This window comes from Nocardia camponoti (assembly GCF_014646135.1).
GTDB lineage: Bacteria > Actinomycetota > Actinomycetes > Mycobacteriales > Mycobacteriaceae > Nocardia > Nocardia camponoti.
In genome coordinates this window covers 246,382-271,054 of the sequence record NZ_BMMW01000001.1, presented here as the reverse complement: position 1 = coordinate 271,054, position 24,673 = coordinate 246,382, and the positions used below count along the sequence as shown (strand labels likewise).

23 protein-coding genes are annotated in these 24,673 nt (G+C 64.4%); 4 read left to right on the top strand and 19 right to left on the bottom strand.

The genetic code is table 11. The annotated features are described in order from the left end of the window. The first annotated feature begins 120 nt into the window (after positions 1–120). Positions 121–462: a hypothetical protein gene (locus tag IEX78_RS01155; RefSeq protein WP_188826832.1), complete on the top strand. Its 342-nt coding sequence runs from the start codon at positions 121–123 to the stop codon at positions 460–462. Here IEX78_RS01155 and IEX78_RS01150 read toward each other — a convergent pair. Then, entirely contained in the window at positions 459–824 is a 366-nt protein-coding gene (locus tag IEX78_RS01150; RefSeq protein WP_188826831.1) for a YybH family protein, read from the bottom strand. The genes IEX78_RS01155 and IEX78_RS01150 overlap by 4 nt on opposite strands. A gap of 270 nt (positions 825–1,094) precedes the next feature. Between IEX78_RS01150 and IEX78_RS01145 the strand changes: the two genes are divergently transcribed. After that, positions 1,095–2,921, top strand: coding sequence for a glycoside hydrolase family 15 protein (locus IEX78_RS01145; RefSeq protein ID WP_188826830.1), 1,827 nt, complete (start codon positions 1,095–1,097; stop codon positions 2,919–2,921). Positions 2,922–2,969: 48 nt separating this feature from the next. Beyond that, entirely contained in the window at positions 2,970–4,337 is a 1,368-nt protein-coding gene (gene dprE1, locus IEX78_RS01140; protein WP_229683625.1) for a decaprenylphosphoryl-beta-D-ribose oxidase, read from the top strand. 4 nt (positions 4,338–4,341) lie between these two features. On the opposite strand, the gene IEX78_RS01135 is transcribed toward dprE1, so the two are convergent. The 10 genes from IEX78_RS01135 to IEX78_RS01090 form a co-directional block, all read right to left on the bottom strand. Further along, on the bottom strand, positions 4,342–6,195 hold the full coding sequence (locus tag IEX78_RS01135) for a copper resistance CopC/CopD family protein (RefSeq protein WP_188826829.1): 1,854 nt from the start codon (positions 6,193–6,195) through the stop codon (positions 4,342–4,344). 229 nt (positions 6,196–6,424) lie between these two features. Further along, entirely contained in the window at positions 6,425–7,099 is a 675-nt protein-coding gene (locus IEX78_RS01130; RefSeq protein WP_188826828.1) for a YcnI family copper-binding membrane protein, read from the bottom strand. Further along, positions 7,096–8,523 carry a PLP-dependent cysteine synthase family protein gene (locus tag IEX78_RS01125; RefSeq protein ID WP_188826827.1) on the bottom strand — a complete coding sequence of 476 codons (1,428 nt, stop codon included), beginning with the start codon at positions 8,521–8,523 and terminating at the stop codon, positions 7,096–7,098. The genes IEX78_RS01130 and IEX78_RS01125 overlap by 4 nt, the downstream gene beginning before the upstream one ends. Then, positions 8,520–9,371 carry an ABC transporter ATP-binding protein gene (locus IEX78_RS01120; protein ID WP_188826826.1) on the bottom strand — a complete coding sequence of 284 codons (852 nt, stop codon included), beginning with the start codon at positions 9,369–9,371 and terminating at the stop codon, positions 8,520–8,522. The genes IEX78_RS01125 and IEX78_RS01120 overlap by 4 nt, the downstream gene beginning before the upstream one ends. Next, positions 9,365–10,372, bottom strand: coding sequence for an ABC transporter permease (locus IEX78_RS01115; protein WP_188826825.1), 1,008 nt, complete (start codon positions 10,370–10,372; stop codon positions 9,365–9,367). Before IEX78_RS01115 ends, IEX78_RS01120 begins: the two co-directional genes overlap by 7 nt. Positions 10,373–10,376: 4 nt before the next feature. After that, a complete protein-coding gene (locus tag IEX78_RS01110) occupies positions 10,377–11,498 on the bottom strand; it encodes an ABC transporter substrate-binding protein (RefSeq protein WP_188826824.1) in 1,122 nt (373 codons plus the stop codon). Positions 11,499–11,635: 137 nt separating this feature from the next. After that, positions 11,636–11,965, bottom strand: a complete 330-nt coding sequence (locus IEX78_RS01105; protein WP_188826823.1) for a helix-turn-helix domain-containing protein — start codon at positions 11,963–11,965, stop codon at positions 11,636–11,638. 2 nt (positions 11,966–11,967) lie between these two features. After that, entirely contained in the window at positions 11,968–12,336 is a 369-nt protein-coding gene (locus IEX78_RS01100; protein ID WP_188826822.1) for a type II toxin-antitoxin system RelE/ParE family toxin, read from the bottom strand. A gap of 294 nt (positions 12,337–12,630) precedes the next feature. After that, positions 12,631–13,779, bottom strand: coding sequence for an acyl-CoA dehydrogenase family protein (locus tag IEX78_RS01095; RefSeq protein WP_188828153.1), 1,149 nt, complete (start codon positions 13,777–13,779; stop codon positions 12,631–12,633). After that, on the bottom strand, positions 13,779–14,774 hold the full coding sequence (locus IEX78_RS01090) for a phosphotransferase family protein (RefSeq protein ID WP_188828152.1): 996 nt from the start codon (positions 14,772–14,774) through the stop codon (positions 13,779–13,781). Before IEX78_RS01090 ends, IEX78_RS01095 begins: the two co-directional genes overlap by 1 nt. Positions 14,775–14,948: 174 nt before the next feature. Between IEX78_RS01090 and IEX78_RS01085 the strand changes: the two genes are divergently transcribed. Next, the gene (locus IEX78_RS01085) at positions 14,949–16,094 is read left to right on the top strand and encodes an acyl-CoA dehydrogenase family protein (RefSeq protein ID WP_188826821.1); all 1,146 of its coding nucleotides are present in this window, start codon (positions 14,949–14,951) and stop codon (positions 16,092–16,094) included. On the opposite strand, the gene IEX78_RS01080 is transcribed toward IEX78_RS01085, so the two are convergent. Genes IEX78_RS01080 through IEX78_RS01045 form a run of 8 tightly spaced genes read right to left on the bottom strand, consistent with a single transcriptional unit; the run spans position 16,082 to position 24,671 of the window. Continuing rightward, positions 16,082–17,299 carry a TetR/AcrR family transcriptional regulator gene (locus IEX78_RS01080; protein WP_188826820.1) on the bottom strand — a complete coding sequence of 406 codons (1,218 nt, stop codon included), beginning with the start codon at positions 17,297–17,299 and terminating at the stop codon, positions 16,082–16,084. The two genes, IEX78_RS01085 and IEX78_RS01080, sit on opposite strands and share 13 nt — an antisense overlap. Positions 17,300–17,351: 52 nt before the next feature. Then, positions 17,352–17,867: a hypothetical protein gene (locus IEX78_RS01075; protein WP_188826819.1), complete on the bottom strand. Its 516-nt coding sequence runs from the start codon at positions 17,865–17,867 to the stop codon at positions 17,352–17,354. A gap of 8 nt (positions 17,868–17,875) precedes the next feature. Further along, a complete protein-coding gene (locus tag IEX78_RS01070) occupies positions 17,876–19,060 on the bottom strand; it encodes an MCE family protein (protein WP_188826818.1) in 1,185 nt (394 codons plus the stop codon). Next, positions 19,057–20,133: an MCE family protein gene (locus IEX78_RS01065; protein WP_188826817.1), complete on the bottom strand. Its 1,077-nt coding sequence runs from the start codon at positions 20,131–20,133 to the stop codon at positions 19,057–19,059. Before IEX78_RS01065 ends, IEX78_RS01070 begins: the two co-directional genes overlap by 4 nt. Next, a complete protein-coding gene (locus IEX78_RS01060) occupies positions 20,130–21,215 on the bottom strand; it encodes an MCE family protein (protein ID WP_188826816.1) in 1,086 nt (361 codons plus the stop codon). Before IEX78_RS01060 ends, IEX78_RS01065 begins: the two co-directional genes overlap by 4 nt. Beyond that, a complete protein-coding gene (locus tag IEX78_RS01055) occupies positions 21,215–22,219 on the bottom strand; it encodes an MCE family protein (RefSeq protein WP_188826815.1) in 1,005 nt (334 codons plus the stop codon). Before IEX78_RS01055 ends, IEX78_RS01060 begins: the two co-directional genes overlap by 1 nt. After that, the gene (locus IEX78_RS01050; RefSeq protein ID WP_188826814.1) at positions 22,216–23,238 is read right to left on the bottom strand and encodes an MCE family protein; all 1,023 of its coding nucleotides are present in this window, start codon (positions 23,236–23,238) and stop codon (positions 22,216–22,218) included. Before IEX78_RS01050 ends, IEX78_RS01055 begins: the two co-directional genes overlap by 4 nt. Next, on the bottom strand, positions 23,235–24,671 hold the full coding sequence (locus tag IEX78_RS01045) for an MlaD family protein (protein ID WP_188826813.1): 1,437 nt from the start codon (positions 24,669–24,671) through the stop codon (positions 23,235–23,237). The genes IEX78_RS01050 and IEX78_RS01045 overlap by 4 nt, the downstream gene beginning before the upstream one ends. Between the last annotated feature and the right edge of the window lie 2 nt (positions 24,672–24,673).

The following is a 24,673-nucleotide window of genomic DNA, read 5'->3' as shown; positions in this document are numbered from 1 at the left end:
GCCGCCAGCTCCTCCCGCACTGCCCTCAGCTATCTCTCAGCGACGGTATGCCCCGGTGCGGGCGCGAGCAACCGCGCGAGACCGTTCCGTTGTAGGTTCGCCACCGTCTAGACTCGCGGCATGCCTGCTCGTCGGCTGCTTGCCGTGTGCGCGTTCGCGCTGTTGTCGTTGCCCGCCCTTTCCGCATGCACGATCAGCGGCCAAGGGACAACCACCGAATGCAAAGTCTCGGGGTGCACCATCACCTTCGAACGAGGTGTCGATGCGAAAGCGTCGGTGCTCGGCGTCGAAGCGCAGCTCGTTTCTGTCGACGGACAAAACGTGACGTTGTCGGTGGGCGGTCAGCAGGTGGTTGTGCCCGTCGGGCAGTCGCAGCAGACCGACGGGATGAACGTGCGGGTCAACGAGGTGACGGCCGACAAAGTGGTTGTCGTGCTCTCCACCGGGGTGAACCCGAACTAGCCAAGGATGTTGGGTTGGTCGAGTATCCAGCGCCAACTGCCGTCGGGTTGTCTGCGCGCCACCTCGGCCGTCGCGCCCGGGCCACCCGGCAATCGCGACGACGTCATCGCTAAATCGCCTGCTCGCAGCGCGGGCGCTTGGGGACCGAGTTGGAAAACGGGACGGTCGGCGACTAGGCGCGTATAGGCTTCGCGGATCTCGGCAAGCCCGGTAGCGACCACCCCATTCGGCAGCGCGAGCACCGCGTTCGGCTCATATAGTTCGATGAGCCCGTCGATATCGCCCGCGTTGATGCGTTCGACGACAAGCCTGCTCAGATCTTCCGGCCGCAGCGCCCGTTCGCGCGTGACTTGGTGCTCCATCGCACACCCTCCCTCTGCTCGGATTACGTGATTAACGCTAGCGAGGGGGTACGACAGGTTAGGTGCTTGCGCTGCTGTTGCATTCGCGTGGGTGGTGCGGCGGGTTCGCGCTGGATCGCGTGAGTTGCTGCCTGCGAGACTAGCGCCACCCAGGTGATCGGGCTGCAGGACTCCCGAGCGGGCGATCGCGCGGCGTATTCATCCGCGCTGGGTGAGTCGCGGGCGGGCAGGTGATGCTGTGCTTGGTCCACGCAGCCGAGGAGGACGTACGTGAGCGCATATCCGCCCATCGATGAGCACGGGATTGTCGGGGATTTGCAGACGGCGGCGTTGGTGTCGTCGGCGGGCACGATCGATTGGTGGTGCGCGCCGCGGTTCGACGCGCCGAGCGTATTCGCGTCCCTGCTCGACGCTGAGAAGGGCGGGTCGTGCACGCTCGCTGTCGACTCCGCGCACGAGATGACGATCCGCCAGCTCTACCTCCCCGACACCGCGATCCTGCTCACCCGTTTCTCGGGGCCCGACGGCGTTGGCGAGGTTGGTGACTTCATGGTCCCGCTGCCAGACAGTCCGGCTACCGACCGCCACCAGCTCATTCGCGTTGTTCGGGCGGTGCGTGGGGAATTGACGTTCGCGCTCGATTGCCGACCCCGCTTCGACTACGCGCGAGCCACCCACACCCTCGATGCGATCGACGACCAAACCGCCGTTTTCCGGTCGCCCGTCGCCGACCTACACCTTCAGACAACTGAGCCGATCAAGCTTGAGGTTGACGGGACCGACAGCGTCGCGCGCTTCACGCTCTCGGCGAGCGAATGGGCGGCGGTGGTGTTGACGACGACCGCGCCAGGTGCGCCCGTCGCGCCGCCACCGACGTGGGAGGAAATCGGGACCGAATTCGATCAGTGTCGTCGCTTTTGGCAGACGTGGTTGCGGTCGTCGACGTATCGAGGTCGCTGGCGGGACATGGTGAATCGGGCGGCGATCACGTTGAAGTTGATGACCTACGCACCAACGGGCGCGCCGATCGCGGCGGCAACGATGGGGTTGCCGGAACAGGTTGGCGGCGAACGCAATTGGGATTACCGGTACACGTGGATTCGGGACGCTTCTCTTTCCGTACGGGCGCTGATGGACCTCGGATTCACCGAGGAGGCATACGCGTTTCGGCGTTGGTTGCGGGCGCGGGTTGAGGCGGGCGACAGTGCGTCGGGCGATCCGTTGCAGATCATGTACCGCGTCGATGGCGATCCGCATTTAGCGGAGGAAACGCTGGATCATCTTGCCGGGTACGAGAATTCGTCGCCGGTGCGCTTGGGCAATGGCGCGGCCGACCAGCTTCAGCTCGACATCTACGGCGAAGCGACCGACGCGCTTTTTCAAGCGACCGACCTGCCCGGCGTCGACGCGTGGGACACCTTCGCCGGCCTGCTCGATTGGCTCGCCGACAATTGGGACCGCCCCGACGAAGGCATTTGGGAAACCCGAGGTGGACAACAGAATTTCACCTACAGCCGACTGATGACGTGGGTCGCGTTCGATCGCGGCATCCGCATGGCGACCGACGCCGCGCGCCCCGCCGACATCGACCGTTGGCGAACCGAGCGTGACGCGGTGTTTCGGCAGATTGTCGACAAGGGTTGGAATGCCGAGCGGCAGGCGTTCGTGCAGCATTACGACACCGACGTACTCGACGCGTCACTGCTGTTGATGCCGCGCATGGGATTTCTCGCGGCATCGGACCCGAGGTGGCGCAGCACGCTCGACGCGATGGACAAGGAATTGGTGAGCGACAGCCTCGTTTACCGATACGACCCGGCCGCGTCGCCGGACGGATTGCGCGGCACGGAAGGCACGTTCAACCTGTGCAGCTTTTTGTACGTGGAGGCGTTGGCGCGAACGGGCCGCGTGCAGCAGGCGCGCTACGCGTTCGACAAGATGCTGACGTACGCGAACCACGTCGGTTTGTTCGCGGAGGAAATAGGCCCGTCGGGCGAACAATTGGGCAACTTCCCGCAGGCCTTCACCCACTTGGCCTTGATCGCGGCGGCGATGGCATTGGATGAGGAACTTGATCGTGAGGAGGGATTGTCCTGAGCGTCGCTGTGCCCCACGGTATTCCGTAAGCCAGGTACGGTGGATGCGGTGAATTCATCAGTGATCGAGCAACGTCGCTTGAGTGGGTGGAGCCGAACGGCTTCCACGGTGGCGCAGGTTATCTCCACACCAGACCTGGATGCGGTGGCCCGCGCGGTGCGGGAGGCGGGCGAGCGGGGTGTCATCGCGCGCGGTCTCGGGCGCAGCTACGGCGACCCCGCGCAGAATGGCGGCGGGCTTGTCGTAGATATGACGGCTTTCAACGTCATTCACGACATCGACGTCGACAGCGGCATTGTCGACGCGGACGCGGGTGTCAGCCTGGATAGCCTCATGAGAGCTGCGCTCCCGCATGGCCTTTGGGTGCCGGTGTTGCCCGGAACGCGCCAGGTGACCATCGGTGGCGCGATCGCCGCCGACATCCACGGCAAGAATCACCACTCGCAGGGCAGTTTCGGCAACCATGTCCTCTCGCTCGACTTGCTGATGGCCGACGGTGAAGTACGGACGCTTGGCCCCGACAGTGACGTGTTTTGGGCGACGGTCGGCGGCATGGGGCTTACCGGCATCGTCGTGCGCGCCCGAATTCGGATGAAGCGCACCGAAACCGCGTACTTCTACGTCGACAGTGACCGCACGAACAATCTTGACGAGACGATGGAATTGCTCACCGGCGGTTCTGACGACGGGTACGAGTATTCGGTGGCCGTTCCCGACACCATTTCCACTGGGTCGAAATTGGGCCGCGCGGGATTCAGTCGCGGTAATCTCGCGACGCTCGACCAGCTGCCACCGAAATTGCGTCGCGATCCGCTGCGATTCACCGCGCCGCAATTGCTCACCGTTCCCGACATTTTCCCGAACGGAATGGTGAATGGGTTCACGTCGCGCCTTGGCGGTGAGGTCACGCATTACACCTTCGCCAAGGGTGGGCGCGGCCTGATTCAGAACATCACGCAATTCCTGCACCCACTGGACCTGCTTGGCGAGTGGAATCGCGGCTACGGCCGACGTGGATTCTTGCAGTACCAGTTCTCGATGCCATACGGGGCTGAGCAGCAGCTCGCGGACGCGGTGCGAGCCATCGCACATTCGGGACACCGGTCGTTCCTGAACGTGTTCAAACGCATGGGTCCGAGCAGTCGTGCCCCGCTTTCCTGGCCACATCCCGGTTTCATGCTGAGCCTGGACTTTCCGATCAAGCCTGGCATTGACGATTTCTGCACGGCGCTTGACGAGCGCGTTCTTGACGCTGGCGGGCGGTTGTATTTCGCGAAGGAATCGCGAACGACACCAGAAATGGTTCGGACGATGTATCCGAGGCTTGATGAGTGGCGTCGGATTCGGCACACGGCTGACCCGGACGGCGTGTTTGTGTCGGACCTGGCGCGGCGGTTACGGCTCATCGCCGACTGACGCGCTACCAAACGCGGTAAGGGGTTGATGCGGCGTAAGCCGTTGTTTGGTCGAAGGTGACGGTTAGAGCCAAGCGCCAGTCGCCCCTTGCCGCGCGTAGGTCCGCTACGAAGTAGTCGGGGCCTCGGTCTTTCGGCGTGACTCGTCGGAAGTCGAGGTTTTGGGGAAGGGTGTCGTCTTCTTTCGCCAACTTTCCTGTTAGTGAACGAATTTCGATCGGGGCGTCGTCTCGACGAACGTGGACGGCCACTGTTTGGTCGCCTGCTGCCATGCCGTCGACGGTCACGTCGGCCTGCGCGTCGCCGAGGTTGAGGGTGGCGTGCAGTGGCGGGTCGTAGGCGTCGCGGGCGGGGACCGCGCCAGCCAATAGCGCGCTCAGCAGCACGATTACCGAGAGGGTCGCGGTTTCGGCGATGAGCAGTCGGCCAGGGTATTCTGAGCGGCGCGCTCGGTGGCGGAGCACTGCGGCCAGCGCGAGGGTCACGGCGACCAGGGCGAGTTTGGCGAGCAGGAGTTGGCCCCAAGCGGTCGTCCAGAGTGCGTCGAGCGGGGTGATGGCGGGGACGGCCTGAATGGTGCCGGTGATCGCGAGGGCGATCACCGCGCCGACGGCGATGGGGGTGAATTGTCTTAGCGCGGAAGCACGTTCGGGACCGCGCCAGATTGCGACCACCGCCAGCAAGCCGCCGCCCCACAGCGCCATCGCCGTGACGTGCACGGTGGCACTGACGAGGGTGAGACCGAAATCTGAAGCGGCGCTTGCATGTCCGGCGAGGGCGGTGCCTAGGACGGTCAGCGCTGCGCCCGCGCGCCAGGCGAGGTTGCGCGGCGTTATCGCGCTAGTTTCGAGGACAACGGGCCGAGCGAGCAGTGTGACGGCCGCACCTGTCAGTCCAAGCAGTGCCGCGATACCGGCGTTCGACGTGAATGCCGCAGTCCACGAGGCAGATTCGACCCACGATGCCGCGCCGCCGAGTCGCGCGGGAAGAAGCAGGAGGACGGCGAGCGAGGTGATCGCGACGGTACTGGCCCCGACCCGCGCCAGCGAGCCAGTTGCTGCACCCACTTCGCCGGATGCACCTTGAGCCGGACTTGCGCGCAGGGTCGGCCGCGACGGCTCCGCACCGCGCCTCGTGGCGATGAGGGAAAGGAAGCGTGGCGCTGCTACCGCGACGTGTCCGGCGCGAACGATGCGACTCTCGGTGGGCGGCAACGGCGGCCGCCCGGTGGTCGACAGACGGACTGCTCGCCGTTGCCCGACTGCGGCAGCGTGGACGCCGGACCCGTCGTGAGGGGCGTGGGAGCGCCTCGCGCTGCACCAGGCCACCACTAACGGGAGGCCAACGGCCGCAACCACTCCGAGGTAGGTCAGTGCGTGGAGCAAACGGGTCATGGTGTCGAGCGCGCCGCGCAGCGGGTCCGGGGTTGGCTTCGACAGCGTCGTATCTGGCGGCACACCCAGTCCGAACACGCTCGATCCGCCGACCGTGTGCCCGTCGGCCGAAAGGATCGCCCAGCTGATGAGGTACGTCCCATCCGGTAACGCGGCGGGGAGCGTGGTCGCGATGGTGTGGTCGCTGTCGCGGTACGTCGGCCGCGGGGTTTCCACGCGATTCCCGTCGCGGTCGAGGACAGCGAGCCCGGTGTCGGCCACGGTGACCGCTTCATCGAAATGGATTGTGACGTCACCCTTTTCGCCGCTGACAACGGTTGTCCCATAGGCGGGCGCTACCGAAACCACCGTCGCGTGGGCCGCCGCGAACCCCGTCGCCGCCCACCCGAGGACGAAGAGCGAACTGACGACCGCCGCCAACCGCCCCGCCGTCCTCCGCTCCTTCCTGCCGAGCACCGCACGCATCCGACTTTCACCTCATTCGACTAGATATTTCACAGCGCGCCGCGCCTCTTACTTCCAGGGCTGCCACTGTGAGCGCGTCGGCAGGCCACGTCCACGGCGTGCATGGCTGCGCCGAGGGCTGCGCTCCCTCACCTAACGTTGCGACGCGCGTAATCACTGCCGCGCCCCGTGCACGCCCAGTGCTGCCGATGCGAGCGCGTGAGCAGGCACCTCAGCGGCGGGGTCGACATCACTTCGCATTGCGACGCGCGGTAACCAATGCCGCGCCGCTCGCGCCCAATGCCGCCAACACCAGGGCGTAAGCCGGCCACGTCAACGGCGTCGACGGCTGCGCGCCCAGTGCCGCACGGCTGTCGTGACCGTGTTCGCCTCCGCTCGGTGCGACCGTGATCTGCGGGGCCGGGTGGTCGGTTTTGGTTCCGTCGGTGCTCCGGTCGATCCAGCTGACCTCGGTCCCGTCGCTGTAGCGCTGCTTCGTCGGCAGCACCAACGCACCGCCCCGAAGCAGCGGGCCGACGAGCAGTCGGAACTCCGCGAACTCCCCCGGCGCGATCGAAACACCGGGACTAGCAGTGAAATTCACTGTCGAAACCGCTTGGTCGATGCTTTTGCCGTGTCCGTTGTCGACCGGCTTAGCCAGCGCGGTTCGCGTGAGTGTCGTCGTCCAGCCGGGCGTGGTTTCCGCGCGTACCGACGCGAGCGGCGAGTCGGTAGGCAACGAAACCTGAAGTCCCACAGTGCCTGCCGTTTCCGACTCGGTCGGCACCCGCAACGTGACAACCGCGTAGCCGCCAACCGCCGCGTCCGCCGCACTCGCGGTGACGTGGGCGGATGCGGGACCAGCGCCGACCAGCGAAACAACAAGTGCCACAACGGCACTCGTCGCAATCTTTAGTTTCGTCATTGAACTTCGCCCGGGATGTTGACGGAGTCACCTGGGGCGACGTCGTCACCCGAAGCAACAGCCAAGGCCGAAACATCCTGCACCCCAACGACAATTCCCTCATGCACCACCAGCACAGCACCGTCGGGCACCCGCGCGAGCACGCTCACCACCGATTCCGTCGTCCCGACTAACGGCAGCGGCGCATCGAGGTAGTCCGCAATCGGCGCTTCACAGTCAACACCCACGAGCCGATCCGCGCGCAGCGTCCCAACAACCTCGGCCGCCACAACCGAACCCCCACGCTCGCGAGCGAGCCGGACCGGAGCGAACCCCAAGTCGCCCAACACTTCTCGCGCCGAGGCAACGGTCGCGCTCGACTCAATCACCGTCGGCGTATCGGCGAACGCAACTACGTCGCCGACAGTCGGGCCGTCAGCAGGCGTCAACAGCTGAAATCCGAAGCGCCCCAACCATTCATCGTTGAAGTACTTCGACAGGTACGCCCGCCCGGAGTCCGGCGCGACGACAACAACCACGTCGTCGGGCCCAAGCTCACGCGCCACCCGCAGCGCAGCGGCAACGGCAGTGCCCGACGATCCGCCGAGCGGCAACCCTTCCTCCCGCCCGAGCCGGTGCAAAACGCGAAGGGCTTCCGCGTCCGGGATTCGCTCAATCCGGTCAACGGCGTCGAGGTGGTACGACTGCGGCCACTCGTCGAGTTCCGTTTCCGGATGCACGTAGTGTCCGACCGCCTCGATGTACCACGCCCGACCGTCACCGCCGCCATACACCGACGAATCCGGGTCGGCCCCAACGACGGTCACGTCACCCACCGATTTGAGGAATTCCCCTGCGCCACTGACGGTTCCGCCCGTGCCGATCCCCGCGACGTAATGCGTGACACGCCCCGCCGTCTGCGCCCAAATCTCCGGGCCCGTCGTCGTCCGGTGCGCCTCGGGGTTCGCCGGGTTGTCGTACTGACCGGCGAACCACGCGCCCGGAATCGACTCGACCAGCCCCAGCGCGACCGTGCGCAGATGCTCAGGGTGCCCGACCGGGCGACCAGCAGGCGTGATGTGCACCGTCACCCCAAACGCACGCAGCAACGCGATTTTCTCCGCGCTCACCTTGTCGGGGACCACCGCGATCACCGGGTAACCCCGCGCGGCCGCGACGAGCGCGAGTCCGGTCCCGGTGTTGCCCGATGTGGCTTCGACAATGGTCGAACCCGGTCGCAGCTCCCCCGCTGCTTCAGCGGCGTCAATCATCGACACCGCAGCCCGATCCTTCACGCTTCCACCGGGATTCAAGTATTCGAGCTTCACATACACCGTCGCGGCAATGCCCTCGGTGATCCGATTCAGCCGGACGAGCGGGGTGTTGCCGATGGCGGCGTCGACCGAGGCGAACACGCCGCCGGTCACCGATTCGGTCGCGGTCACGATGCCGGCCTTTCTGTCTGTCCAAGCAGCCGCAGGATTTCTCTGCGCAGCCGCAAATTTTCAGGGTTGTCGAGTTCGCGCGGTCGGTTGATGCGCACCGCGAGGTCGGCAACGATGCGACCGGGTCGCGGCGTGAAAACCACTACGCGGTCGGCTAATTGGAGCGCTTCGTCGACGTCATGGGTGACAAGCACTGCGGTGAAACCCTCTTCGCTCCACAGTCGCGCGATCTCGGTTTGCAGCGTCGCGCGAGTGAGTGCGTCGAGTCGGCCGAGTGGTTCGTCAAGCAGCAGCAGACGCGGCCGGTTCACCAGCGCCCGTGCCAACGCGACGCGCTGAGCCATCCCGCCCGACAGTTGCGCGGGCAGCGAATCCCGAAACCCTTCCAGTCCAACGAGTTCCAGCGTTTGGTCGACGCGCTCACGATCCTGCGCCGATGTTCCCCGGGCCTGCGGACCCAGCGCGACATTGTCGAGCACGGTCCGCCACGGCAGCAGCGTCGGATCTTGAAACATCAACGCGCGGTGCGGATCTGGTCCGACGATCTCGGCGCCGTCGGCGCGCAACGACCCGCGCGACGGCTTGTCCAGACCCGAAAGTAGCCGCAGCAGTGTCGATTTCCCACATCCCGACGGCCCGAGCAGCACAACGAACTCGCCTGGCTCGATGCGCAGCGAGATGTCGGTCAACACCCGAAGGCGACCCAACTCCTGCGCGCGAGTGAGTACCGGCGCTGGCTTGCCGAGCAGTCGATCGAAAATGCTTTGCCCGCGCGGTTTTTCGACAGTGAACTGGTGTGAGACCCCGTCAATGTCGATTGTCGCGCCGGTCGCGACCGCGTTCACCATCGCACCAAATCCTTCTGCCACGCCAGCGCCCGATTGCGGACCCTGAACAGCACCAACATGAGCACCCGACACACCACGACCATGATCAAGATCGCGACATACATGCGCGGGTACGCGGCCCACCCCTTCGTCCACTGGATGTACCAACCGAGCCCGTTCTTGACACCGAGCAGTTCCGCGACGGCGAGTGCGGCAAGTGACGCGCCGAGTCCCATGAACAGGCCGGTGAAAATGCTCGGCAAAGCGCCGGGCACCGCGATGCGCCACACGAGGAAAGACGGTGAGGCGCCGAGGGTTTGGGCGACGTCGAAGTACCCGCGTGCCACGCCGGCGATGCCCGCGCGGGTGAGGACGGCGACCGGGAACCACACCCCGAACGCGACCATGAACACGCTGCCGGAGTAGGTGGTCGGCGCGAGGACGAGCACGAGTGGAAGCAAGGTCGCTGCCGGAACGGGTCCGATGAACTGCAGGAACGGATTCCCCCAGTACGACGCGACTTTCGACCACCCCATCGCCAGTCCCGTCGCGAATCCCGCGACCGAGCCGATCCCAAACCCGATGAGCAGCAACAACAGTGAGTGATACGTGCTCGAAACCAGCAACCCGAAGTCGGAAACGCCCGCGCTCAGCAGGTGCTGCGGCGAGGCGAAATGCGGCGGAATGAGCCACGCGGTTTTCGCCGTCGACCATTCCCAAAACAGCGTCCAAAGGCCGAGGACGATGATCCAGGGTTGCCACTTGCGCAGTGCCGCAGCGGCATTGAAGTGGAAATAGCCCGCCACGGCCCAGCCAGCGAGGAACACCGTCCAGCCTGCGAACCCGATCCCGACGTAGCGCGGGTCGGCCGCGTCGAGCTTGTCCGGGACCGCCAGGGTGAGTGCCGCCGTGAGCGCCCAAATCGCCCATCCCACTGCGAAACTCACCCCGGGTTGGTTGCGACGGACGACGCTCACCGGCGCTGCGGTCGGCGTGACCGGCCGCGTGATCGTCGCGGTCACGAGCTCACCACTTCAGCCCGAGGTCGACATAGACCTTGTTCGCCAGCGCTTCGGGGTCGGTTTTCGCGTCGAGGTAGCCGGTCTTGGCGAACTTCGCGATGCCGGGCGTGATTTCAGCCTTGAGTCGCGACGCCGACGGGTTGTAGCCGTATGTTTTCAAAATCGCGTCGACGGTGGGCAATTCGGCAGCGACGTACTTGTTGTCGACCTGAATCTTCGCGGCCGCCGAGGTGTTCGCACCGACCCAGCGACTCCCCTCAGCCCATGCGGTGACGAGCGAACGCGCGACATCGGGGTCGTCGCGCAGCAGCTTGCCGCTGATCGCGGTGGCGCAGCAGTAGTGCTGCTTGTTGATGCCCTGCGAGTTGTTAGTGAGCTCGCGCGCCTTGCCCTTGAGAGTGGGCAGCAGCGCGACCGGGTCGCTCGCCGCGATCGCGACGATCTCACCGCGGGCCAGCGCGTCCGGCAGCTGGTCGGCGTCGAAAACGCGCCAGTTCACGTCCTTGGTCGGGTTGAGCCCGGCGTCGAGCAGGTCGAGCGAGAAGAACGACATCGCCGAATCACCAATGGCCCCAACGCCAACGGGCTGCCCGCGCAGTTCGCTGACGTTCTTGATCGGGCTGTCCGGCGGGACAACAATGCGGAGGCAGCCTTCGTGCAGGCCAGCGGCGAGTTTCGCGTCGATGCCCTGTTCGATTGGCTTGAGCCAGGAGAAGAAGATGCCAGGCGCGGCGTCGAGCTTGCCGGCGCCAACGGCGTCCTTGATCTCGCCGCCCGCCGTCTTGATGATCTCGACGTTGAGCCCGTGCTTTTCGAAGATCCCTTGGTGCAGAGCCGCATACAGCGGCGCTTCACAGATGCCGCCGCCGTGCCCGATCTTGAGCGCGCGGTTAACGGCACCGGAGCCGGGTGTGCGCCGCAGCGTCAGCCAGGCCCCGAGCCCGCCGCCCGCGACGACCGCAGCGGCAGCCCCGGCCCCGATGAACAACCCGCGCCTGGAGAGGCCGGAACTGGGCAATTCCGCAGGGGCACTGAGGTCTTCGTCGTCGCTGGGAACGACTGCGGGGTTCGAGTCGGACGCGTCCAACTCGCCCTTGCCGGAATCACCTGATGGAGTTTCGCTCATCGAAATCCTAATTCTCGCAACGTGTTTCGCGACCCGCGATGCGGCGGGCCATGCGAACAAGCGTCGCGCGAATAGGTTCCCCCAACCAGATTTGGCCTCACGTGGATTTGATGATGATCCCCCGCTCCGCCGCGCTACTAAGCGACCTTGATCGTGTGCGGACCAACGCTCACACTGATGTCGACGTGCCCACCAAGCGCGCGTGCGTAGGCGCGCAAAGTTTCGAGCTCCATGGCCGCGAGGTCGCCATTTTCGATCTGCGAAACGCGCGCTTGACTGACGCCGAGCGCAGCGGCGAGCTCAGCCTGGGTGACACCTACCCCTTGCCGCAGCTCTTTGAGATGGTGACCCGCGATGCGCCCATCGAGCTGCGCGGCCGCTTCAGCGCGTAGTTCAGGGTTAGCGAGATCCGGGTTCAGGCGATGCCCTTCCGCTTTCACCTCACGCCAGTTGCGTGCGCCAGTCATAGTCATTCCTCCTTCAACGTCGTCGCGAGATAGTCCGCGAAGCGGAGCTCCGCCAGCGGAATCGCGTCGTCGTACCACCTGGCCCATAGCCCGGCCTTATCGCCAGCGACCAGGATGATCGCGCGCCGACGGGGATCGAATGCAAACAGCATTCTGATCTCAGAACGGCCGCGAGAGCCCGGTCGCAGCTCCTTCAAATTTCGTAGGTTGCTGTGCTCCAGAGTATCGACGAGCGGACGGCCGAGCGCCGGACCGAGTGCGGCGAGTCGGTCCACGGCCTGCTCGATCAAAATCGCAGACTTCGGGTCGGATTCGCACAGCTTCAGGTACCAGCGGTCGACTGGTTCGAGTAGCACGACTTCCCATTCCACACCTGCGAGTATAAGTCAGCACTTATGTGGATGCCACCACTCGGCGTAGGCGTCCGTTCATTGGCGTAAAACGCGGCCTGGTGGCCTGGCGCGCTTCAAGATCATGCGACCACGTGGCATATCCGTGCACATTCGCGGGCCGAGGGCCCAAAATCAGGGGCGGAGGCGTGAGCATGCACGAAAATGCCACGTATCTGCATACCTGTCGGTCCGGTTGCCGTCGAGAAAGCGGCGAAACACGGCCAGCGGCGAGGACTGCATCGCGCGCGGAGGTGCGTAATGGACCGGCGAAACCTACTTCGCCCGTAACAACTGGCGGGCGATCGCGTACTTGTGCACCTCAGTCGGGCCGTCGTATAGGCGGAATGCGCGTAGGTCGGTGAAGATCGCCGCTACCGGGGTTTCGTCGCTGATGCCCATGCCGCCCAGTACCTGCACGCAGCGGTCGGCGACCTTGAATAGCTCCTCCGACACCATCGACTTCACCATCGACGACTCGTGCCGTCCCTTACCACCCTTGTCCAACGTCCAACATGCCCACCAGATCATCAGTCGGCATTGTTGTAGCGCAATCTCGTTGTCTGCCAACATGAATCCCACGCCCTGATGTTCGCCGATCGGCTTGCCGAACGACATTCGGGTCTTGGCGTGCTCGACCGCGATCGACTGCGCGCGTGCCGCAGCGCCGAGCCACCGCATGCAGTGGGTGAGTCGCGCGGGGGCTAGGCGAAGTTGGGCGTAGCGGAATGCCTCCCCTACCGCGCCGAGGACCGCCGACTCCGGCAGCACTAAATCCTCGAATCGGACGACGCAATGGCCTTCAACATAATTGCGGTCCATGGTGTTCATGACCCGTTCGATCACAATGCCCGGCGCGTTCCCGTGGCAGAGAAACAGCGTCGCGCCTTCGTCGACAACGTCGGCCATGATGATCCACGTGTCGGCGTTAATCGCGCCGGTGATTAACCATTTACGCCCGTTAATGACGAACTTATCGCCGTCCCGCACGGCCGTCGTTCGCAATTGGCTTGGGTCAGAGCCAGCACCGTCGGGTTCGGTCATCGCGAACACTGAACGTCGCGCACCGTCAATAATCGGCTGCAAAAACTCCGCCGCCTGTTCCGGATTGGCGACTTTCGACAGCAAAAACATATTGCCCTCGTCCGGTGCCGCACAATTCATCGCGACCGGACCAAGTGTCGACCAACCAGCAGCTTCGAAAACCACCGCTTGCTCCAGGTGCGTCATGCCGCCGGGGCGCTGTTGGATGGACAGCAGTCCGGCCGCACGAGCCTTCGCGATCAACTCATCGCGTAATTCGTCGGACGGGCCGTGGGCGGTGACGCGCGGGTCACGCTCATACGGCACCACCTCGGTTTCAACGAAAGCACGCACCCGAGCACCTAATTCGACGAGCTCAGCGGGTATTTCGAAGTCGATCATCATTCTCCACTCATCAAAGTTTGCGCCCGTTCAAACAGGCGCAGCGTTGTTCCGTGTAGTGCTTCGCCGACGCTCATCGGTGCCTTACCCGCCAACGCTCGCGCGTAACTGCCTTCCAGGATGATGCCGAGTTTGAAGCAGGCGAGCACGGTGTACCACCGAATCGCGGTGACGTCGCGCTGCGATTGCTCGCTATACCGCGCGACCAATTCGGAAGGCGTCGGCAAACCGCCCGCGCGGGCCAATTCACCACCGAACTCGGCGGGCGAGCCGGGCAGTTGCCAGGTAGCTAAAAGCCAGCCCAGGTCGAGCAGCGGGTCACCGATCGTGCACATTTCCCAGTCAACAACCGCAACGACGTCAGCTCCGGCGCGGGAAAACATCACGTTCGACGCGTGGAAATCGCCATGCAGAATGCCGGGCATATACGACTTCGGCCGGTGCTCATCAAGCCAACGCGCGACCTCATCAACGGCACCAATCGCGGGACCGGGATATTCGGGAAATGCCGCGTAAGAATCAAGTTCGCGAAGCCACCTTGGCACCTGACGCTCAAGGAATCCGTCGGGCCGACCGAGCTCAGCCAGGCCCACCGCGACATGGTCGACAGCACCGAGGCGAGCCTGCGCGTCGACAATGCTGAACCCCATCTCCCGGCGCAGAGCAACGTCACCCGCATGCAGGGCAGGCAGTTCAACCCCCGCGTTGAACCCCGCAACCGGCTCCATCAGATAGAAAACCGCGCCACCAAGCACCGACGTGTCACCACACGCGCCGATCAAACGTGCATGCGGCACATCGGTTTTCGCGAGTGCGTCGAGAATCGTGAACTCACGCCGGATCACGTCGTTGCTGCGTGGCCGCAGGTGGCGCGGACCGCGCCGCAGAACATAACCGCGACCCTCACGCTCGAACCGGACCATCACGTTCTGCGTCCCGCCGGTCACCGGCTCAACCGCGCCGAGAGGTCCCGAGCCGAGGCCCCGCGCGTCCATCCAGGCCGCAAGCGCGGCTAACTCGCCCTTGGTAAGCACCGTGCCGCTCGGGTTATCGCGCACCGAACCTCTTCACTTCCGACGAGAATACCTATTAACTTAGCGAGAATTTTTGTTAACTTAGCTGGGTTGGCGCGAATGTGTCAACGGTCACGTTCGAAGGAGAACGGTCAGATGGGCGTCGAATTCAGTTCCGAGCAGCAGGATTTCGCGGCCGCCGTCGCCGCGTTCGCCAAGCGGGAAGCCGGCACACGGGAAAAGCGCGACGCGCTCACCAAAGACGATGCGGAACAACACAATCCGGCGGTTTACGCCAAGATGGCTCAGCTGGGTTGGCTCGGGCTGACCGTGCCCGAGGCCTACGGCGGCTCGGACGCCTCAATGGTCGACATGTGCATCCTGCTTGAGGAAAGCATCCGAGGCATGCTGCCCATCGGCGCGATCGGACCGACGCTCATCACCGGCGGTGCCTACGCCAAATTCGGCACCGACGCACAGAAGGAAACGGTGCTGCGCGGCATCGTTCGCGGTGCGTCGCAGTCGATTTCGATGTCCGAGCCCGAAGCTGGGTCCGACGTCGGCAACCTCACCACCCGCGCGGAAAAGACCAACGATGGCTGGTTGATCAACGGCCAAAAGACCTGGTGTTCGAACGCCCACATCTCCGAAAACATCCTGCTCGTCGCCCGCACCGATCGCAGCGGCGGTAAGCATGAGGGCTTGACGATGTTCCATGTGCCTGCGAACACCCCCGGCCTCAAGATCAACCCGATCGAGCTGATGGGCAACCAACGCGAGACGAACGATCTGTACTTCACCGACTGCCTGCTGCCCGACGACGCGGTGGTCGGCGAGGTCGGCAACGGTTGGCGTCAGCTGATGACCGGGTTGAACTTCGAACGCCTCGTCCTTGCCGCGATGAGCCTGGGCTCGGCCGAGCGCGCCTTCGAAGACACCCTCCAATTCGTCAGTGCGCGAAAGCAATTCGGTCGACCAATCGGCACCTTTCAGGCGCTCCGGCACCGGATCGCCGACCTCGCGACCGAGATTGAGTGCACGAAACTCCTCGTCTACAGCGTGGCGGACGCGGTCGACGCGAACCCAACCAAGATGTTCGCGCGGGAAGCGTCAATGGCCAAGCTCAAGGCAACCGAGACCAGTAAGGCGGTCGCGTTGGCGGGCATGCAGATGATGGGCGGCTACGGTTACGCGCGCGAGTTCGACATGGAAAAGCATGTCCGCGGCGCGCTTGTCTCCACGATCTTCGGTGGGACGAGCGAGATTCAGCGCGACATCATCGGCAAGACCTACGGCCTGTAGGCGACTGCTTCAAGGATGCGAATGACCTTGCCCCGCTTGCAGATTCCGGTGTCTCTGAAGATCCAACCGAGGTCGACGACGAGGCTGAAACAGGCATGTACGAGCACGCGAGCCTCGCTCATCGTCAGTTCCGGCCGTGCTTTGACGACAAGCGCGGCCCACTCGGTGACGACCGCTTGCTGCATCTGCCGCAACGTGACCTGGTCGGCGGCGTCGACGTTGCCGAACTCGGTGTAATAGACGAAGGTCAACGCGCGTTCGGCGAAGCAGTCGCGAACGTAGCCGTCGATCAGCTCGGCGAGGGCGGCTTCGGGCGGGCGTTCGGTCGACGTCGCGGCGGTGATCGCGGCTGACGCCCGCTCGGCCGCCCGGCGGAACGCGGTCGCGAGCAGGTCGCTCTTGCCCCGGTAGTACCGATACACCGCCGACGCCGCGACCAGGTTCGCCGCGCCAGCGATATCTTCCATGCTGACGTTCGGGTAGCCCCGTTCGTGGAAGAGGGTGACCGCCGCGCGCAGCAACTGCTCCTGTCGGAAAAGTGGTGCGTCGCTACTAGTTTCGCTAATTTCGGGGGTCGCGCTTTCCGGCGTTGTCAGGTCGGCGTCGATGATGGCCCAACTCGCCGAATGCAGCAGCGGCGCAAGGACTTCCGAGGAGACCTTCACGTGGTGATCACCAATGCTGCTGGTAAGCGCGAAGATAGCGACCGCACGAACAGCGCGGTCGTGTCCGCTGAGTTCGGGGCGAACCTGGGCGACCAGCGCGCGCATGAGGCGGATCGGTCCGGTTAGCTCTTCGATGAGCTGGTGGTAGTCGTCGGGCTCAAGGTATCGGCGTTCCCAGCGGGTCAACCGGACGGTCGCGCGATTGGCGATCGTCATCGCGATCACCGCATCAAGTAGCTGGTCGATGCGCTCACGCGGTGACCCGTCGGCCTCCGCCAGCGCGGTCGTGCCCGCGATGAGCCCCGACAAACGCAACAATTCTTCCCGGAACAGCGCGTATTTGTTCGGGAAGTGGCGGTAGAGCGCGGTTGAACTGATGCCGAGTCGCTTGGCGATGTCGTCCATGCTCACGCCGTGGTAGCCGTTCGCGGCGAACGCTGCCGCCGACTCCGCCGCGATTTGGGCTCGCCGGTTCTTCGGCCTGCGCCTTACTTCACGTTGCGGCACGGTCGTACTCGGGGGATTTGTCTGTGTGGTCATGCTCGGTTGTCATGGTATCGCGGCGTGCGGGCCGGTAGCTGGGCGGATGCGGTCACGGTGCCGGCGTTGCCAGTGGCGAGTTCAGCTTGTCGACGAGCCACTTGTCATCGACTTTGCGCAGATGCAACACCATCGACAGCTGCCCGGGTTTGGGTTTGTTGTCGGTGCCGACGCTGCTGATGGTCTGGCCGATGACCACGATCGCCTCGGCGGATTCGGTGTCGGCGGTGCGGATCGCGCATTGGGTATCGGTGACCTTGGACGTCACCGCGCCGTGCACGAGAACGTCGCGCAGCTCGGTGCTCGTCGAGCTGAACTGTTTCTTCCAGTCGCCGGTCGCGCCGTCGAGCACGGCGGTGAAGTAGGTGTCGAGGTGTTTGCTGTCGTAGTCGGCGAGCACCGGCGCGTAGCGGCAGGCCGCCTCCCGCGCTTCCCGCTCGGCGGTGAGGAGGTCCTGGGTATTGCTGTTTTGGACGAAGAAGAACACCGATGCCGCGATCGAAGAGCCGAGCACGACGGCGATCGCGCTTCGAATGGCGAGTTTCTTCCGTGCGGTTTCGTCGTTCATGACAGTCCTTATCGGGGTGCGGGTACCGCGGGCTGGGACAGTTCGTTGCCGGTGACCCCGGGCGGCGGACCAGCGCCATTGTCGGGACCGGCGGGTCGGGGCGCGTTCGCCGAGCCGCGAACTTGCAGCGCGGGATTGTCGGTGACGCAGTAGTTGTAAAGGCGAACCCGGGTGTCGGTGGTTGGGACAGCGGGCGCGACGGGGATCGTGTCGTAATCGCAGGTCGGGCGCGGCCACGGGTCGACGAGGGTGAAGTACGCGTTGTCGTGGGCGGGGACGCCGAGCGCGTCGGCGAAGCGACTCATCGACGGGAACAGCGCTTCGAGCGCGGGCTGACGCAACTTGGCAGCGCGGGTGATCGCGACGAAGTTCGTGACCAAATCGGTGATCGGGTCCTGGGTGGTGGAAATAAATCCACCGAGCGTGCCTAGCTGACCCGGTGTCTGCTCAAGCAGTCGACGCACTTCCGCGTCGGCGGCACTGAACTGGCGAAACAGGGTGCTGCCCGCGTGCGTGAGCGTGCCGAGGTCGGGTTGGGCGTGCGCGGTCGTCGACGCGATCACTTCCAGATTGCGCAGGAGTTGCTGAGTCTGCGGGAGGAGGCCGCTGAGTCCGGCCATCGCCTGGCTCATCCCGGAGATCATGTTGCGCAGACTGTCGGGTCCGCCCGCGAGCGCCTTGTCGAGTCCGTCGACGATCACCGTGAGCCGATCGGGGTTCATCCCGTCGAACAGCGCGCTCACGTTGCCGAGCACCGACTGGATCGGCACCGGCACCGCGGTACGGGCCCGGTCGACAATGGCACCGTCGCGCAAATACGGTCCAGCCTCGGATTCGGGCCGAAAGTCGAGGTACTGCTCCCCCGCCGCCGACAACCGCGCGACCGAGACCGTTCCGCTCGTCGGAATCCTTGTCTCACTGTCGATTTCGGCGATCGCAACAACGCCGTCCCCTTCAGCGCGCACGTCGCTGACCCGACCTACCCGCACCCCGCGATAGGTGACGTCGTTATTGACCGTGAGGCCGCCCGACGTGGCCAACTCGACGGTGACGTGCATCCGCGTCTTCGTCGGGTCAACCCGCAGAACCGCGACGCCCAGGTACGCGCTGCCCAGGATCATCACGACAACAAGGCCCAGGTTGGCGACGGTGATCCGTCGCCGGACGAGCCATTGCCACAGCGGTGGGTTCATCGCGGACCTGCCGGTTGGCTGCCGACTCGGCCAAGCACCTTGGCGAGCACCTGGGTAAGGCTGCCGACGAACGCGCCAGCGTCGCTCCCCTCCGGCCACCGGCTTCCCGCTGGATCGGTGATCGCGCCGATGTCGAGATACGAAAGTATCGCTCCGACAGCGAGATTCGGCCCACGCAGGGTGTCCATGAGGTTCGGATAGAGCTGATGCAAGCCGGTGAGCGCGCCGGTGAGGTCATCGCCCATCTGCGCGAACCCGGACATCAAATTCTGGACGCTCTGAAACAGACTGGCGAACTGCGGACCGTTCGTCGCGGCGAAATCGCCAAGCGCGTCGGTAGTGACCGCGAGCTTGGTGATCAACTCGACCATCGCCTGGTTGTTCTCGGCGAACAGCCCAATCAACTGCGGGAAGCTATCCGCCACAGCACCCAATTCGGTTTTGCGCCTTGCCAATTCACCGGTTAGGCCCGACAATCCCGCCAGTGTCGCGTCGAGGTCGCCGGTCCGCTGGTTGAGCGCGGTGATCACGCTCGTCGTCTCCCCGACGAGGTGCCGCAACTGCGGTGCCTTGCCCGCGAAGATCGAATCGAGTTCGGACGTCACCCGCGCGACCTGGTTGACGCCGCCGCCGTTGATCAACATCGAAATCGACATCATCAACTGCTCGACGGACGCGGCCGACGCGGTGTGGTCTGCACCGATGGTCTCGCCAGCGCGCAGCGCGGGGCCAGCCTCGGCGGCGCTGGGCAGGGTCATTGCGACGAAGATGTCACCGAGCGGTGTCGCCTGGCGCAGTTCCGCCGTTGTGCCCCTTGGTAATTCGATGTCGGCGCGGATGTGCATTTCAACGTCGGCGAGAAACGACGTGGTCGAGATGGCGGTGACCACCCCGATGTCGGTGCCGCCGATCTTCACGTGCGCGCGGTCGGGCAGGTTGAGCGCGTCACGGAAGGTGGCGTGCAGGGGGTAGCCGGGTCCGCCGATGCCAGGCTCGGGCATCGGCAATTCGGCCACGCTCATCGAGCAGGAACTGCTGATCAAGGCAGCGGCGAGCACCGCGCGAAGTTTCATTTCGTCAGTCCCAACAGTGCTGCGGTGAGCCCGAAATCCGGTCCCATGTCGGCGATTTTGCCGGTGCGACACCCGTCGAGTCTCAGTTGAACTCGCTCGCAGAAAAGCGAAAGCGCCTCGCCGTCGAGCACGGCCTTATCGAGGAGTCCATGCAGGCGCAGCGCTTGCCGGTCGCGGCTCATCGCGTTGTCGACGTTCTGGAACAGCAGCGGACCAACGTCGACGATCTCGGTGAGATTGCGTGCGTTGGAACGCATTTGGGTGGCAATCGCGATGAACTTGGTGATCGCGCCCGCGAGTTGGTCCTGGTTTTGCCCGACAACGGCCGAGGTATTGGCGACGAAGGTCTCAAGTTGGGCGAGCACCGCTTGCAGTCCGGGTGACTGTTGCGCGAACAGCGCGATGAGTTCGGTGAGCCGTCCGCTGAAATCGCGCACGGTTTGGTCGTTTTCGGCGATCACCTGGGTGATTTCGCCGAGTTTGATGACCGTGTTGGAGATTTGGTCTTTGTTCGCCAGCGTCACTTCGAACGCGCCGGACAACTGGTCGAGGATGGTGCGCAGTCGGTCACCGTTGCCGTCTAGCAGCGGGAACAGCACTCGGCTCGCCATCGGCCCGGACGCCCTGTCGCCTTTGAGCGCTTGGCCGAGTTGGTCGAAGGTGGCGAGGATGCGGTCGAGTTCGACGGGAGTTCTGGTGCGTGCCAACGGAATATGCGCACCGTCGGCAAGTTCGGGACCAGAGCCGGAGTAGGCCGGGGCTAGCTCAACGTGCCGGTTGGTGATGAGCTGTGGCGAGACCAGCGCCGCCATCGCGTCGGCGGGGACGCGGACGCCGCTGTCGATCGACATCACCACTTCGACATAACCACCGCGCGGGGTAACCGAATCGACGACGCCAACTGGGACGCCGAGCACCGAAACCTCGTTCCCCGCATACATTCCCGCGACATTCTCGAAGTCGGCGGTGATCGTTTTGCGGTCGCCGAGCCCCGCGATGCTGCTTGGTAGCAGCGCGCAGCTGGCGATCGTGAGCACCGTGAAACAGACGGCGGCGAGCTTGCTTTTCCGACGCATCGTCATCACTTGCACCCCTGCACAGCTTGGGCGAAACATAGCCAGTTGTCGGGGAAGATCCACGGCGCCCACACGTCGCCGTAGGGGCCGTTGCCAACCACGTTGTTGAACTGCCGCATGGTGACTGGTGCGATTTCGTAGAGTCGGTCGAGGTTCGCCTTGTTTTTGGTGAGCCCGTCGGCCATCGTGTTGAGATTGTGGATTAGCGGGCCGAGCTGGTCATTGTTATCAATGCCCATGTCGCGCAGCAGTTTTGACATTTCCGCGACATTGTTGAGTAGCTGAGTCAGCAGCGTTTGCCGTTTTTGCACCGCGGCCCCGATCGCTTCTCCCCTAGTGAGCAGGACGAGCACGCTGTTGCGGTTGTCCGAGGCGAGTTGGGCGACCTGATCCATACTCTTGAGCAGCGTGTCGACCTCGTCGCGCCTGCTGTTGATCACCTGGGCCAGCGCGCCGATGCTGTTGAGGGCTTGAACGGCCATCGCGGGCGAGTCGCCGAGCTGTTTGTTGAGCACGTCGAGTGCGCCGCGCAATTTGGTTGGGTCGATGCGCTCGATTCGCTCGAATGAGGAGCTGTATTTCGGGTCCTGGATGACCTTGCTGAGATTGTAGGGAACCGAGGTGTTGGCGAGCGCAATCCTATTGCCGGGCAAGCCTTTTCCCTTGCCAGGCTGCAAGTCAATGTGTAGTCGGCCGAGGATGGTCGATAGTTTGATGGCCGCGCGTGCGTCGGGGCCCAGCTTGATGTCGCGGCGGATGCGCAAGGACAGGTCGACGCGGTCGTTGACGAGCTTGACCGACTGGACCGCGCCAACTTCGATGCCGGCGATGTCGACCGACGCGCCCGCCCTGATTCCGGCCGACTGCGCGAACTCAGCGTGAATGGTGCGATCACCTAATCGCAACTGGGACAACAGAGTTGAGCCGCCGAGCAGCAGCGCCACGGCGAGGCCAGCGGTGAGACCGAGCCGCAGATGGCGGTTGTCGCGAAGGAATTGTGGCCCGATCATCGACACACTCCTGACTGCGCGTTGCCACCGACTTGGGAGAACAGGCCCTCGGGCAGCAGCACGCCCCAGAGTGAAATGTCGAGCCTGCAGAAGTAGGCGTTGCCGTAGGCGCCGTAGCTGGTGAAGCGGGCGATCCCGTTGAGCACGTCCGGTAATTCGACGGCGGCGCGGTCGAGCATGGCCCCGTTGTAGAGCAGCATCAGCACTCCGGATGTCGCGTTGGTTTGCGCGGCGTCGATGCTGGGCTTGACGGTGCCGATCAACGAGACCAGCGCGTCGGTCGTTCCCGCTATTCGTTCCACGGAACGGCCAAGCTCGTGACCCTGGGCGTAGAGGCCGTCCATCAAGCTGCGCGTTTGCGTGATCAGGGTCTCCAATTCGCCGCTGCGCCTTGCTAATCCGGCCATCACCACACTGAGGTTGCTCAGCACATCGCCGATGATTTGGTCGCGCTCACCGAAGGTTGATGCGAGCTGCGCGGCCTGGGTGATCAGTGCGGCGAGCGAGATGTCGTTGCCCTGCAACGCCTGGATCAGCGTCTCGGACAGTGAGTTGATTTGGTCGGGTTGCAGCACGCTGAACAGTGGCTCGAACCCGGAGAGCAGCGTTGACACGTCGAAGGACGGTTCGGTGCGTTCGAGGGGGATCTGGGTGCCGGGGGGAATGACCGTGCCCGCAGTCGCGCCGGGTGCTAGAGCGACATAGCGCTGACCGATCAAATTCTGGTAGCGCACAAGGGCTTTGGTTGTGGTCGTGAGGTGCTGGCGATCTTGGATATGGAAGTCGACCTGTGCGGCGTAGTCGGTGGTGAAGTCGATTTTGTCGACGCGCCCGACCCGGACGCCTGCCATGCGCACGTCGTCGCCAACTCTTAGGCCGAGGACGTCGGTGAAGACGGCCGAGTAAGTGGCGGTTGGGCCGGGGACGGTGCGTTGGAGGGTTGACCAGATGGTGTAGGTCAGGACGGTGGCGACTACGGCGAAGAGGGTGAAGCCGATGAGTGCTTTGGCGGATTTCATTGTGCGACACCGCCTTCGACGTCCGGGACGATGGGCGTGGCGCCTAGGACTGAGCCGAGCAGGAGCAGTTGGGTGACGGTTGGTCGGCCGCCGACGAGTGCGGATATGGCGGCGACGCCGGTTAGTCGGGTGGGCTGCGTCGCGGTGGGTGCGGGGTCTTGCGCGGCGGCGGGGGCGGTGATGCCCGGGATTAGCGGAAGGCCGGGGATCGTGGGGAGGCCGGGGATGGTCGGCAAGCTGGGAATCGACGGCAGCGCGGGGGTGGGGATACCAGGGATGGGCGGCACCGGCGCGGTCGGCAATGGTCCCGCAGCGTCAAGCCGCTGAGGCAACTGCTGCACCGGAAACTCTTGCGGTGGCGCAACTTCCGGGATGCTCGGCCCACCACAGCGCGGTCCAACCTGCGCTCCGTAACTCGGGCAATCCTTCGCTGTGTACTGCTGGAACGGCGTGAAACTCACGTCCATCCGCCACGTCATCTGCTTGTGCGGACCAAAGTTGAAGACCTGCTGCAGTTTTCGCAGCGACGCGTTGAGGTTCACCGCTGTCGACCGCAGGGTCCCAGGGTCTTTCGCGATCCCGCCAAGCAATACATCCAATCCCGCCGTCAACTCCTTGCCTGAATTCGGGTTCGCGGCGAACAGGGCGTTGACCGCATCGATAGTCGATGTCCCCTGCGTAAGCAGCGCAACCAGTTGCGCGCGCTTTTCGGTGAGCGTGCGCGCCGTCGTCACCGAGTCACTCAGCACCCCAACCAGTTCCGGCGCCGACTGGCTCAACGCAGTCGCGGCCTTACCGAAGTCGCCGAGCAGATCACCAATGCCCGGGGTGTGGTGGATGGTGGTGAGCCAGGTGTCGAGTCGGTCGACCGTCGACCCGGGAACGCGCGCGCTGGGATCAAGGGCGGCGGCCAATGTGGCGAGAACGCGACCGAGCTTTTCGGGCTGGATTTTGTCGAGGACATCACGCAGGGTGGTCAAGGTGGTTTGGAGTTGAATCGTCGCGGCGCTGGTGTCTTCGCGCAGGGTCACCCCGTCACGTAGGTGGCGGGGCGATTCACCGTTGTCAACGAGTTGGATTGAGGAAACGCCGAAGATGTTGTCGGGCACCACCCGAACGGTGACGGTGTCCGGAATCGTCGCGGCAGCAACGGGTTTGAGTTCGAATGTCGCATGCTGGCGCGCGCCCTTCGCCGCCATGTCGACCGAGCTCACCGCGCCGACGAGCATGCCACGGTATTTCACGTCGGCGCGCGCGGGGAGTCCGTCGCCGGTGCTGGTGAGGTCGGCCGCGACGACGACCTTCGCATCGAACTCGCCGTTGTAGCGCAACGCCAGCAAATACAGCGCCGTGACCAGGGTCGTGATCACCGCGATGCCAGCGAGGGCGAGCTGATACGGCCTTGGCCCGCGTCCACTGAGATCCAAAATCATGC